At 43.7% G+C, this 13,194-nt stretch carries 14 protein-coding genes; 1 reads left to right on the top strand and 13 read right to left on the bottom strand.

Features of this window, described 5'->3' with window-relative positions:
* Window positions 1-19: 19 nt before the first annotated feature.
* Complete coding sequence (locus ACHZCX_RS12245; protein ID WP_319587511.1) at window positions 20-220, bottom strand: hypothetical protein; 201 nt, start codon at window positions 218-220, stop codon at window positions 20-22.
* 277 nt (window positions 221-497) lie between these two features.
* Here ACHZCX_RS12245 and ACHZCX_RS12240 point away from each other — a divergent pair, with 277 nt between their 5' ends.
* Window positions 498-1,052 carry an integrase core domain-containing protein gene (locus ACHZCX_RS12240; protein ID WP_319587510.1) on the top strand — a complete coding sequence of 185 codons (555 nt, stop codon included), beginning with the start codon at window positions 498-500 and terminating at the stop codon, window positions 1,050-1,052.
* Window positions 1,053-1,206: 154 nt separating this feature from the next.
* Here ACHZCX_RS12240 and ACHZCX_RS12235 read toward each other — a convergent pair whose 3' ends face one another.
* From ACHZCX_RS12235 to ACHZCX_RS12180, 12 genes are all read right to left on the bottom strand, one after another.
* The gene (locus ACHZCX_RS12235) at window positions 1,207-2,208 is read right to left on the bottom strand and encodes an IS630 family transposase (protein ID WP_319588734.1); all 1,002 of its coding nucleotides are present in this window, start codon (window positions 2,206-2,208) and stop codon (window positions 1,207-1,209) included.
* 417 nt (window positions 2,209-2,625) lie between these two features.
* Complete coding sequence (locus tag ACHZCX_RS12230; protein ID WP_319587509.1) at window positions 2,626-4,101, bottom strand: OmpA family protein; 1,476 nt, start codon at window positions 4,099-4,101, stop codon at window positions 2,626-2,628.
* 45 nt (window positions 4,102-4,146) lie between these two features.
* Entirely contained in the window at window positions 4,147-5,889 is a 1,743-nt protein-coding gene (gene mshL / locus ACHZCX_RS12225; RefSeq protein WP_319587508.1) for a pilus (MSHA type) biogenesis protein MshL, read from the bottom strand.
* Window positions 5,890-5,923: 34 nt separating this feature from the next.
* A complete protein-coding gene (locus ACHZCX_RS12220) occupies window positions 5,924-7,522 on the bottom strand; it encodes an AMIN domain-containing protein (RefSeq protein WP_319587507.1) in 1,599 nt (532 codons plus the stop codon).
* Window positions 7,522-8,025, bottom strand: a complete 504-nt coding sequence (locus ACHZCX_RS12215; RefSeq protein WP_319587506.1) for a pilus assembly protein PilP — start codon at window positions 8,023-8,025, stop codon at window positions 7,522-7,524. The genes ACHZCX_RS12220 and ACHZCX_RS12215 overlap by 1 nt, the downstream gene beginning before the upstream one ends.
* Window positions 8,026-8,076: 51 nt before the next feature.
* A complete protein-coding gene (locus ACHZCX_RS12210; RefSeq protein WP_319587505.1) occupies window positions 8,077-8,700 on the bottom strand; it encodes a type 4a pilus biogenesis protein PilO in 624 nt (207 codons plus the stop codon).
* Between the two features lie 33 nt (window positions 8,701-8,733).
* Window positions 8,734-9,285, bottom strand: coding sequence for a PilN domain-containing protein (locus ACHZCX_RS12205; RefSeq protein WP_319587504.1), 552 nt, complete (start codon window positions 9,283-9,285; stop codon window positions 8,734-8,736).
* Between the two features lie 4 nt (window positions 9,286-9,289).
* Window positions 9,290-10,336, bottom strand: coding sequence for a type IV pilus assembly protein PilM (pilM, locus tag ACHZCX_RS12200; protein WP_319587503.1), 1,047 nt, complete (start codon window positions 10,334-10,336; stop codon window positions 9,290-9,292).
* A gap of 628 nt (window positions 10,337-10,964) precedes the next feature.
* Entirely contained in the window at window positions 10,965-11,537 is a 573-nt protein-coding gene (gene pgsA / locus ACHZCX_RS12195; protein WP_319587502.1) for a CDP-diacylglycerol--glycerol-3-phosphate 3-phosphatidyltransferase, read from the bottom strand.
* On the bottom strand, window positions 11,534-12,259 hold the full coding sequence (locus ACHZCX_RS12190) for a lytic transglycosylase domain-containing protein (RefSeq protein ID WP_319587501.1): 726 nt from the start codon (window positions 12,257-12,259) through the stop codon (window positions 11,534-11,536). The genes pgsA and ACHZCX_RS12190 overlap by 4 nt, the downstream gene beginning before the upstream one ends.
* Before the next feature lie 13 nt (window positions 12,260-12,272).
* Window positions 12,273-12,917, bottom strand: coding sequence for a fructose-6-phosphate aldolase (fsa, locus tag ACHZCX_RS12185; protein WP_319587500.1), 645 nt, complete (start codon window positions 12,915-12,917; stop codon window positions 12,273-12,275).
* Window positions 12,914-13,180: a YHS domain-containing protein gene (locus ACHZCX_RS12180; protein ID WP_319587499.1), complete on the bottom strand. Its 267-nt coding sequence runs from the start codon at window positions 13,178-13,180 to the stop codon at window positions 12,914-12,916. Before ACHZCX_RS12180 ends, fsa begins: the two co-directional genes overlap by 4 nt.
* Window positions 13,181-13,194: the final 14 nt, after the last annotated feature.

The following is a 13,194-nucleotide window of genomic DNA, read 5'->3' as shown; positions in this document are numbered from 1 at the left end:
ATACGGACAATCAGCGCCTTTAGTTGCTGCATGGCAGGGGACTCCCCACCAGATTGGGATAGGCAAAGGTCTGTTTGGCCGGCGGTTTGGTTGTGGTTTCAGTCTGCTGTCCGCAGCCGAGGCAGTTGTGGGCCAGTATCTGTCGCAGCAGAGCCGCGAGGCAGGGTTTTTCCAGGAATAGGCAGCCCCCAACTTGATGGCCTGGACCGCTGGTCTTCAAATTCCATTTGCAGCGGTCTATTACTCCGGGATTTGATTTTTGGAATGCGCTCCAGGGCCAAATGTAATGGAGAGCAGAAGCGTTTATAGCTGTGAGCGGTTAACTTTCCTGACTTGAACGGGCGTGGCGCCATTTTCATAACTCCCTGCAATGAGGGGATATCTATAAAAACAGGCCGCGACGGCACCTCGTTGATTTGTCAAAAAAATTCAGCTTGTTATGTAACTTTTTTTGCCCGGCTCCTCCTTGCAAAATCTTACCGGACATTGCTGATTATTTGTGCAGCATTCTCGATGGATGCAGTCGTTTCATTGTCCATTGGGAGATCAGGGAACAGATGACGGAAATGGATGTGGAGATCATCCTGCAACGCGCCAAGGAGAGATTTCCCGAAGCCCGTCCAAGGATCATTTCTGACAACGAGCCACAATTTATTGCCAAAAATTTCAAAGAATTCATCCGCATCTCGGGAATGACGCGTGTGCGGGCATCGCCGCACTATCCCCAGTCCAACGACAAATTGGAACGGTTCCATGCTACCATCAAGGGGGAATGTATTCGGCCCGGTGTCCCGCTTTCCCTTGACGATGCCCGACGAATGGTTGAAGGATTCATCAATCACTACAACAAGGTCGGACTGCACAGCTCTATCGGTTATATCGCGCAGATGGACAAATTGAATGGCAGAGACCAGAAAATATTCGAAGAGCGAGACCAAAAACTGGAAAAGGCCAGGGAGCTGAGAAAGAAAAAACGACTTCGTGCCTACGGGCCAATCAGCCCAAGGGAAGACAACACGAACACCTATACCCCCTTAATGCAAACAGCCTAAATGTCCATTTCTAACTGAGACGGAACACTGGTTGATTCGATGGAGACGATCTTCCGTGTGATGGGCTATGGCCGAGCGGGATACATCGTGCCTTTGGAGGAATGATTCAGGCAACCGGCTAGTGTCCCGTGCGGTTAGTCTCGTTGTTTAATGATTATTTTGCTCTTTCCACTTTATCAAGGATACCATCGGCGCTTTTTGTCCACTTGAAAGGTTTTGCCGTCTTTGAATTATGAGGGCTTATGAAACGGTGGATTTCGTTTCTCAGTTCTTTGACACTGGTAAAAACTCCGCGATAAAGAGAACGGCGTTCCAGCTGTCCAAACCAGCCTTCTACAGCATTAAGCCATGATGCGCTGGTTGGGGTGAAATGCATTTTGAAGCGGGGATTGGTCTTGAGCCACTTTTTCACTTCAGCTGTTTTGTGTGTACTGCTGTTGTCCAGAATAACGTGGAGGTCAACATCTGACGGCATTGCTTTTTTTATTTGCCGAAGAAAATCGAGAAATTCTTTTGCCCTGTGCCGTGCCGTTGTCCTCCCAATAACCTTACCGGTTACAATGTCATAGGCAGCGTAAAGGCTGGTGGTCCCGTTTCGCTTATAATCATGTGTCCGACGTTCAATTTGGCCTGGCCGCAACGGGAGCATCGGTTGGGTTCGATCTAATGCCTGAATTTGAGTTTTTTCGTCAACGGATAAAACAACCGCATTTTCAGGAGGATTCATGTACAGCCCAACGACATCTATAACCTTTTCAGCAAAGTGTGGATCATTACTGATTTTGAATGTCTTGAGCCGATGGGGTTTTAAGTCGGCAGCCTTCCATATTTCCCGCACTTGCCAGGTGGTGACATGAGCCGCTTTCGCCATGAGGCGGACACTCCAATGAGTCGCCTCTCGAGGAATGCATTCCACGGTCATTCTCAGCACTTCCTTGACTTCTTCTTTGGGAAGCTTCTTGGGCTGACCACTTCGAAAACGATCCTGAAGGCCCGTGAGGCCTTGGTCTTTGAATCGCTTCCTCCAGCGGTAGACAGTCAGTGCAGTGGTCCCGAGCTGGCTTGCCACTTCCTTAACTGTCTTTCCAGAAGCCGTCAGCAGGATGATCTCCGCACGGAATACAAGGCTTTGCGATGTTTTAGGTGAACGCAGCAGGGCTTAGAGGCTCCGCTGCTCGTCTTCATTAATTGTGTAGTTTTCATGTGTGCGTGGCATGACGCACTAAAACACATAAGTTGATAAATATGCCCAATTAACCGCACAGGACACTAGACCTTCAAGATAAAATATCAAAGAACAAACCCTTGCGCGAGTTGTCCGGACGAGGGAAACGGACAGGTGCGCCCAGAGTGCAGCAAATGGGGCAAAAACAGACGAAGGGAGTTAGGATATAATATGCAAAAAATGGCGTTAGCTAGCTTTGGATGGTTGAATTATCCTAACGCAACAGACCAATTTCACGGTGTCTTCTCCACCGATGGCCATAATGGGAATAGCTGAACTAAGGCAAACAAATAAAGCCCCGTCACCAATGGTGACAGGGCTTTATTTATCAAGCGAAAGATACCCGATTTATTTTGTTATTGGATGCAGTTCTGTTCTTCTGTTTTTCTGTCGACCAGCGGGGGTGGAATTGCTGGCAATCGGATATTCCTCTCCATATCCCTTCGATGTAAGTTGTGAGGCGGCAACGCCTTTGCTTGTTAAATAATGGAGTACGGCCAGTGAACGCTCAGAGCTGAGATCCTGATTGCTCTTGGCATCACCGACGCTATCGGTGTAACCGGCCACCTCGACCTTGACATGAGGTGCATGGATGAGGGCGGAAGCAGTTCTATCCAGTGTTCGCTGAGACTCCTGAGTGAGCAAGGCTGAACCTGACTTGAAGTTCACGCCTTCGAGAATAAGATTTTCTGTGACCGGACATCCGAGTGCGTTGACCGGTACTCCGGCACGAGTATTCGGGCAATGGTCGGCGACGTCAGGCACTCCGTCCATGTCGGTATCGGGCGCTACGGTGGTTATGGGATTTGTAGTTGGAACTGCTGGTGGAAGTGTCCCTGGCGGGGGGACATTATAGACTACTTGGGCAAAATCATCGATTAAAGTAGTAATGGCTTTTTCCGTGGCTTTCTCAAAAAGAGCGTCATATTGGTAATCCGCTAAAACTGATTCCGGCGATACTTTAACATCGACTCGATTCGTCCAGACAACGTTGCCTGTGTAGGCATCCTGGACCCAAACGCGCAATTGAACAACTGCCTGAGGAATTCTTCCTGAGTGATGCGCCACATTACCAAGAACCGCACCGGCCGCGCCCCAGCCAATGGCATGGTTAAGGTCTCCGTCTGTTAAAGCGGAAATGGTAGCTCCTGCCGCAGCGCCTGCGATTGTACTGTTCAACTCATCATATTTCTCGGATTCAGCCTGACCAAAAGCAATTTTACTATTTACGCCAGTTACAAAGGTTAGGAGACCTTTTTTTAGTGGATTCCACGTAGGATCTTGGCGGTCTTTGTATTGAATAATTTGGCCGCGCACAATGTAATCTGCGGAAAAATGCCGCCCGATTTTGACCACTTCCTGCTGGGTCAACCCGTGTGTTCCGGGATAATCATTTTCACTGTTTTGAGTTCCAGTATTTTGGGCGAGGTCGATATTATGCTGCAAAATCTTTTTCATTGGGTCAGACCAATCATTGTTCAACTCGTCTTCAAGAGATTGGGCCCTTTTCTTACCAGAAGTTACGACATTAATAATCTTCTGATCGACTAAATAAAGAAAGACATCTTCCTGAACAGGGAGATGAAAACCGTATTTAGAGAATTGATCAGTCACATTTTCGCTGACAAATAGATTTCGTCGATAGGCAGTTTCCAGTTTATCAGCATTACTGTAGTCGGCGAAAGGAAGGATAACAACTGATTTATCTGACCCGATTGTATACTTGCCAGAGTGTTGCACTTTCAGTGATTCGTGAACGGTAGTACCGCAACCACCAAGAAAAAGCGCTAGTAAGCCGATGAGCAGATGGCGGCTGTATTTCATACCATTTCTCCTGTTTGTTCTGAGGGGCATCAAAGGTTTCTCAATCTAGATAATTTTCGGGGTAAGCAGGATGACAAGCTCACGTTTCTGCAAAGTTTTTTCTTCAACTCCAAAAAGGTATTTAACCACAGGGATACTTCCAAGCCCTGGAGCAAAAGCCCCTGTTTTTCCCTCAATACTGTCTATCAGGCCACCAATAATCAACATTTCACCATTCTGCACTTCAACCATGGTGGACATTTCACGAACCTTTACTTTGGGAAGTCCAAGTTGAACGGCCCCGGGTCCTACGCCAACAGTGGTGACAGGTATATCACCTTCGGCGGTGAGATTCTCGAGATCGGTGGTGATAGGTGTCAGGTGCAAAACAACTGTTTTATCGTCACGTATGGTAGCCATCACACCTAAGGCAATACCCTGCACCACATTCCCAACCTCGGCTGAGTATGTAACAGTGTTTGTTTCAGAGTCTGTTTCAGCGGTTACTTGTTTGACGTAGGCGACATCCTTGCCAACACTGATAATTGCAGGCTGGCCGTTGAGCACAGTAAGTTTGGGATTAGCTAAAACGTGGCTATCTCCCTGTTCGTTCAAGGCATTCAAAAAAACCTCAAAGGAAATATCAGGTATCATGACCCTACTGACAAAGGTATTGGCATAGTTCGTTGGATTGTTATTATTATGCGGGTAAACTTGCCCTGCATTTCCAAATGAAACTGTGCCAAGAACAGATTTATCTTTAAGGACACTGCTCCAATCAAGACCGATTTTAGAATTATCTTGCAGAAAAACCTCAATGATTTTTGCTTCGATGTTTACCTGTTTATAGAGTTGTTTTTTTAGATTATTAATATAGTCATCGACGGCCTTAAGTGTATTAGGCTTTGCAGTAACAGTTATAAGGCCGACGCTCTTGTCGATAATAAAGGTGGACCCATCTCGTGCTGTATTGTTAGACCGCTGGGGTTTCTCTTTTTCGTCACTTTTATTTTTCACATCTGCTACCTTATTAGCCACACCCTTAACGCTAGCATTTTCAGTAGGTTTCCCGCCAATGTTAGATTCTGATGTAGCCTGAGCAACACTTTCTTTTCTTTCAGCCTCTAGGGTTTGAAGGATGACTTTCAAGTTAGCTTCAACATTTAGCCAAATGTCAAATTTATTATCGGCGCTGGTAATTTTAACCGAACCTTCCGTCCCTGAAGCTGCATCTTTATTGGATAAAAAGTTGCCGCCTACCGTCGAGGTATACCCCCCTTGCATGGCCGGGATACCTAATTGGTAGACTTTGGTAGCTTTATTCCGGACAATAATATTTTTATCTTTTACTTCATGAAAATAATCAGCCTGCCGTAGCAGATTGGCGATTGCGTCATAGAAATTATCAGTAGCGGATATATCAACATCGACAGGAGTTGTTTGATCAACATCATTGGCCCAACTCACGGTCATGCCTTTTAAGTTAACAAGCCGTTTTATAACTTCCCACAAAGGTTGAGGGCCACTTGTTGATCTGATAGTGGCACCAACTTTAATTTGATATTCGCTCGTGGTTCCGCCCAAACCATCATCACTAGACACATTCGTCGTGATATAACCAGGTGTTTGATATCGGACAGGGAGCTGAGCCGGTTGAGGTGGCGTTTGAACCCCAGAAGCTCCACCAGTCGAAACTGTTTTGTCAGATTCAACATGTGCCTTTGTCTCCTTCTTTGTGCCACAGGAGCTGATTGTGAGTAGCAGGAAGGCTGCAAATATGGCCACCACGAAATTCGCTGTTTTTGTCATAGAGTATTCCTCAGGTACTGTCATAAACGTGTAATCACATCGCCTGTTTAAGTGCAACACGCCCTTTTATGTATTTAGCCAAATCTGGGGGAAGGTTAAAACCTGACAACAAAACTTTTTGATATTTCTCCGTGGCCAATTGCTGTTTGCCCATTTTATCGTAGAGTCGTGCCACAGATATCAAGCTATTTAAATCTTCACCATACAGGGAGTCATGTCTTTCGAGAATTTGAAGGGATTCATTATACATTTGTTGCTCTTCTTTGAAGATAGCGTAACTCAACAAGGCTTCCTTGGAAGGTTTTTTTGCCTTAGTGCATTGATTAAAATAAGCTTCTGCCTTTTGTTTATCTTGCATGTTCGCTGAGGCTATGGCCGCGTTGAGGGATGCATTGGCATTATTATGATCTTTTTCTAACGAAATTTTTGCATAATATAGCGCCTTAGCATTCTGACGTAATTGAACTAGGTAAATAGAGGATATTTTATTTGCCAACTTGCTATTTTCCGGCCATTTATCGAGTGCTTTTTCGTAGAATTGAACAGCTATTTCAAAATTTTCTGACTTTTCCGCTTCTTTTGCCGCTACGATGTGTTGCCTTGCTTCAGCAGATTCAACCGGCTGTCGGTCGAGTTGCTTAATGAGCAAAGTCTCTTTTTCAACCACCTGGGAATCCGCTTGAAAACTGAGATTATTTTGAGCCTGATCTGGCCATTTAAAACCTTTGTTCTTAGGATAAATAACTAGAGTGTTAAATTTTTCTTCTTTCTCTAAATCCTTGAGGTTTAATATTATATCAAGGGCGAAGTCCCAGGGAACATCATCAAGTACCAAGGTAAGGGAACCCTGGACGGATTCATCGACAACTATATTAACCCCGCTGACTTGACGAAGGAAATTGAACACATTATGCAAGTCCATTTTTTGAAATTCAACGGTAATTCTCTCTTTATTGTAACCAGAGAAATTGAAGGCATCCTGCATTTGCAGTTCCTTGGCCTTCGGAGACAATGTGGAGGCAAGCGGATTTATATCGGGTAATTGCGTCTCTAAATTCTTTTGGGCTACAATAGCGTTTCCTATTTTATCTTTAGCGCGTTGATCTTTTGATTTATTCAGATTGTTTTCATCCTTTGAAGCAGAGGAGCTATTCTTATCTGTATTTTCACTACTGCTATTTTTGGATGAATCTGTTACCTTGTCGTCGATGCCTGATTTTTTATTAATAATTATTTTTATATCGTTTTCTATTTTCTTAGATTCATACGAGAGTTTATCATTTAATGTGAATTCAAGCCTAAGTATGGAAGGTTTTGCATCTTCAATAACTTTTGTTTGCAGCTGAACAATGCTAGAATTAACCTTATTCATGAAATCTTTAGATACCGCTGCATCTGCCAAATCGACCACAATTCTCTCAGGATTAGGGAGAGCGTATACAGTTGAGACAATTTGACTTTTTCCCGTTATGCTAATTTCAATTTTTTTGTCGGTCTCTTCCATTAACACAGACGATATTTCAGCTTTATTATCGCTTGCCTCAATAAAATGAGAATCAATAATTAACAATCCGAATAATAATAGACTAATAATTATATTTTTTCGGATTAATGGGAAAATTTTAAGGAACATTATTTATCTCCCTCTTTCTTAATTCTCATTGTAGTTGTACTTTTCATTTCTTTTCCAGAACGTGTCCTAGCGGTCTCTGTGACTACCACTTGTCGAGGATCAATTGAAGAAACAACGCCTCTTTTCCCAATTAAATTTCCTAATTTCAAGACATAACCTTTTCGAGTTTGATCCTCAACCAAGGCAATTGGTTCCCTTGATGAAAGCATAACACCTACAAGTGTTAATTGTCCGGGTTCGAATAATTGCATTCCATTCAACTCATTTCCATCATCTATAATTTCGTTAGGATCTTGCTGAGTTGGCGAGGAAGATTTAGGAGCAACAAATGGTTTAAAAGGATCAAAGCGTCCTTCTGCGTTATATGAATAAATGTCACCATTCAATTGCAGGGAATTTTTGTCTGCAGGTTGCGGCTTAACCTCTTGAGAAAAGGAATACGTAGTAACTAACGTAAACGTTATAGAAAAAAAGAGGCATTTATAGATTCCCGCTTTGTCCATTTTTCACACCGCTGGAATGTAGATATCTTTTAACAAGTTACTCACCTAAGGTTAGGGCTTTTTTGGCTGTTCGAGCTTTACATTCGTAAATCGATAAGTTATCAGCCTGCAATTCGAATGAAGAAGTATTTCGTTCTTATCCTGCTCAACCTTTTCTGTTTTAATATTATTTACAGTCACTATCCGTTCCAATTTACTGACTTTATCAAGAAATAAGCCTAGATTGTGATATGGGCCCTTTATTTTTATATCAACCGGTATTTCCGCATAAAAATCTTTTGGTATTTCTTGACCGGGAACGAAAGAGATAAAATCTAGTCCTGCGTTTCTCCCGAGGTCAGATATATTTCTCAATAAATTAGGAATTTCTTGACTTTTTGGCAACAATATCGAAGTTGTTTCGAATTGACTTCTGGCCTCTTCTAATTCCTTTTGATGTACAGGTAAATTCCTAGCTGCTTTTCTCACTTTTTTCAAATCTTCGTTGGTGGCATTAACTTGCGAGGTAAGCTTATTAATATCATCATAGTTTGCTTTGAAAAGAAGCAGGTAAAAAAGTCCGATCAACGCCACTGTAAACAGAAAAATACCTAAAAATTTATTCCTATTACTAATGGACGAATATTTTTCATCGATAAAAATATCGAACTTCGTTTTTTTGGGACTATAGTTCATAAAATTGTCCTAACACGGGAAAGATGGCCAGATTTATCTTTTAGGCATAGCCACTTGCCCGGAGATAGAAAACACTTTCAGGTTGCGTTCGGCGAAAACCTCCATCGCTGAACTGGCCAAACTAACATTTTGGATGTAGTCTGACCCTTCCAAATCATCCATATACTTGGCGACTGTTTGATCATCGAGAGCCATACCGGTCAAAACGAGTTGACTTTCTACTTGAGATAAACTTTTCAGCCACAATCTACCAGGAGGAGTCAAATTCGCTATTTCATCTAAGACATGTACCGTGAGTGAAGAAGACTGCTTTAACTGATTTATTATCTCTACTCTAGTGAGAAGTAATTTTTTCTCCTCCTCCATTTTCTTAATTTCATCAATAATTTTAGTATACTGCTGTTTCTCTGCAATTAATTTTTTATCTTCATCTTTTAACTTTTCTATCGCACTTAACTGCAAAATCTCGATTACTAAAAAAATACCTAAAAGGGAAAGAAAGGCTAAAGTCGCAATGACGATCTCGCTTTTAACCTTTTTTCGTCGCTTGATTTCGCGAACTGGCAGGAGATTGATATGTATCATAATTTCAAAATGAGGCTGATCGAATTGCGAGGCCTGTTGCGATAGCCATCTCTGGGGCTACCGTGGCAAGATAATGTTCATCCAATTTTTTATTATCAATAATCATCGTAGTGAATGGGTTAAAAGCAATAACATCTAGCCCTGTTTCCTTAGCTATATACTCTTTTAGGCCATTTACCTTGGCCCCCCCGCCGCTAAGAATTATGGATTGTAAAGGCTGATCGGGATTATTCGCTAAATAAAGATCTATGGCCTTTTTTATTTCCAGGACCCATTGGGTACAGGTTTGATTAAAAATATTTTCGACAGTTTCTTTATGCTCCTCTAAAGATACAATGCCGAGTTTTATTTTTTCTGCCTGGAGATAATCGATACTGAGAGCATTTGCCAACTGATCAGTCAACTGCTCACTCCCGACAACGACATCTCGCGCCAATACCGATACCCCTTCAGAAATTATATTGATATTCATTTTTGAAGCTCCAATATCGACTAAAGCGACATTTTCAGTCCGCCCCGAAACTGTTTCCCAAATATTTTCCAACGCAAATCCGTCGACATCGACAAGAACGGTATTCAATTTAAGTTCATTCAACATGTCAAGATAGTCATTGACGACTTCTTTTTTTGCCGCAACCAACATTATATCGCACCTATCAGTACCTTCTTTCTTGCTGGGTAGCTTTTGGAAATCGATATAAACATCATCTAAATCAAATGGAATATACTGCTCAGCCTCAGCGCTGATATATTTGGCTAAAGCATCATCTTCCATTTCCTCTAAATTAATTTTTTTAACAATGACAGAATAACCAGAAATTGAAATTCCTATTTTTTTATTTTTTATTTTAAGATTTTTTAACAAAGCAGATAAAACTTTACTAACCTCTAAAGGTTCTTGAAGAACCCCATCTTCCACAGCTCCTGTAGGTAACGCGGCTGATCCAACTGCTATAAGTTTATACGTAGTTCCATATTTTTGCAGTTGACACACTTTTATTGCGTGAGAGCCGATATCAACGCCTGTTATTAAACTGTCTTTCTTAACCATTTTTCTACAAGTTCACCGTTGGGTATTTGCCAAAACGTATCCATTTGTTTTGGAGAGCAAGAGACTTTAGCTTGCAATCAACAATATACTTAAAAAAACATTTAATCTAAAAACGATTGATGCCAGGGACATTCCAGCCTGGAACCGCAGGTAATGTCAAATTAGTCCATAAAGGATCCACAAGACATTGGGACATTTCACGTCCAAATCACTCCAAGTACTGCAATCTGCTTATCCTGTAAAAATTTAAAGCAACTAAAGACTCATTCAAAATGATGAATACGCTAGGTGACTACTAGCAGGAATTAAACGTATTTTTTATTCCTTCATAGTATTAAGCACACAAAACACTTTCTTTGTCAAGTTGAGAACAAATTTTTTATTGGCTTTTCACATGACTAGCCAATATCTCACGAGCTGTCGCCAGTCGCAATCCGAACAACCACATGAATTCACTGATAAATTTTCGCGCCACATCTTTATAATTTTTTCTAGACTTTATACTCACAAGGCAAACTCAGATCAGTCTCTCGAAACTTTCCAAAAGACAGATGCTCATGTTTCGCGCAGGGCAATCCGCTTGACATCGAAACTTGGGCCCGTTGACTTGCGGCGTCAACAACACTCACTAGCATTCGTCTTCCAAAAAAATCCGCCGGAGTTTGTAAAAGTAATCGACACCGGACCAAACAGTCAGCACTAGGGCAACATAGACAATGGCGAGGCCCATCTGGTGTAAATTAGAAATAGGCAGAACGCCGAGAGGAAAAATCAAGGTGCCCAAGCCTATGTACTGGATGGTGGATTTCCATTTGCCTAAACTGCTGGCATCGACAACAATACCTGACGAGGAGGCGACGCCGCGCAGCCCCGTGACCACAATCTCACGACAAAGAATGATCAGGGCTACCCAGGCGGGCATTTTACCGGTGGGGATGAGCATGATCAGCGCTGTCGTCACCAAGACCTTATCGGCCAAAGGATCCATCAATTGACCCAAGACGGTTACTGCTTTGTACTTCCGAGCGAAATAGCCATCGATCCAGTCAGACCCGGCTGCAATTGAAAAAACCAGCCAGGCGATTAAACTCATACGGGTGGTTTGCTCCTGAAGCAGGAGTAGCATCAGGCCGCCGGAGAGAATAAACCGGCTACCTGTGATAAGATTAGGTAGATTAAGAATTTTGGAACTGCGGTTCAATTGACGGTTACCATTTGCCGGACATTGATATTCGGAGGAAGCGAAGGCCTGCCGCTGCGGTACGAGCGATAAGTCTCCATGACCTTAGCAACATAATTTTGGGTTTCGGGGATACGGGGGATGACTCCATACGGAGCGACATTGCCCGGACCGGCATTATATGCCGCCAAGCTTAATTCCACATTTCCATTAAAATTGTCAAGTAGATATCTAAGGTACTTGGTGCCCCCGTTGATGTTCTGGAGGGGATCAAAAGGGTCGATGACTGCAAGATCCTTGGCGGTTCCCGGCATCAACTGCATCAATCCCTGGGCACCTTTCGGTGAAATGGCATTAGGGTCGAAATTGGATTCCGCCTTAATGACGGCTTTGATCAGAAGCGGATCAACTTGGTGGTTCATGGCTGCCACCTGGATGTACCGGTTAAGAGTTTGGGGTGCGTTCATGAAGGCAGAGTACCCCCCACGGTAATAGCTGCTGTTCGTTACCCCTGGTGAAAGCCCGCTACTCGAACGTCGGGTAATGGTCCTGATCAGTTGATCTTCCGGCGACCCCAGCCGTCGTGGCGCCCGCTCGTTCAGCTTGTACCGCCCGTCACCCGGGACGTTGGTGTAATGGCAAATTCCCCGGGCATCGACATAGGCATACATGGCCGCACCAGCCGAAACCGGTAGTGAAATCGCCAGAAGGAGAACACCTATCTGAAGGAGGCGAGAAAGCATAGCATTCCCTGTTTTATTTTTGACGTTTTTCCCAATCGGCAAGAAATTGCTGCATACCAATATCGGTCAGCGGATGCTTGGCCAACTGGGCAATCACTTTATACGGGAGAGTTGCGATGTCCGCCCCGAGTAAGGCCGACTCGACCACATGCATGGGGCTACGAACCGAGGCGACAATAACCTCGGTGGCGAAGCCATAGTTGCGCAGTATAGTCATTATATCGGCAACCAGATCAAGACCGTTTACCGAAATGTCATCGAGACGGCCGACAAAAGGGCTGACGTAGGTCGCTCCTGCCTTAGCCGCCAGGAGGGCTTGGGAAACCGAAAAAATCAGGGTCACGTTGGTCTTGATGCCCTCAGCGGTCAGTTGTTTTACCGCCTTTAATCCTTCCTCAATCATCGGTATCTTAACGACGATATTATCGGCGATTTTCACCAGCTCGCGGGCCTCTTTCACCATACCATCCGCGTCAAGGCTTATGACCTCGGCGCTAACAGGCCCATCGACCAGTTTGCAGATATCTTCCAAGATCTCCACAAAGGGGCGAGGTTCTTTGGCGACCAGCGAAGGATTGGTGGTGACGCCATCGACCATACCAAGCGCCAGTCCTTTTTTGATTTCGTCGATATTGGCGGTGTCGATAAAAAATTTCATAATTCTCCTTTCTCCGGTTTCCCGGCAAATTGATCACAGCACTTATCACTGCAGAAATAGTAGGTAACCCCATCCCTTCGTAGTTGCAGGGCCTGGTGTTTCGGGATCAGTACATGGCAGACAGGATCCTCGACCAACACATCCTGTGGGTCAGAATCGCTTTCTGTGCTTGCTTCGTTTTGATTTTTTACAAACAACCCACGAAGCATGCGCCAGCCAAGATAGAAAAGAATGGCTAATATCAACAGACGGAATGGAGTCATACGTACTGAAAATC

The sequence above is a fragment of the uncultured Desulfobulbus sp. genome, from assembly GCF_963662935.2.
Taxonomy (GTDB): Bacteria; Desulfobacterota; Desulfobulbia; order Desulfobulbales; family Desulfobulbaceae; genus Desulfobulbus.
This window is presented reverse-complemented; position numbering and strand designations above follow the sequence as displayed.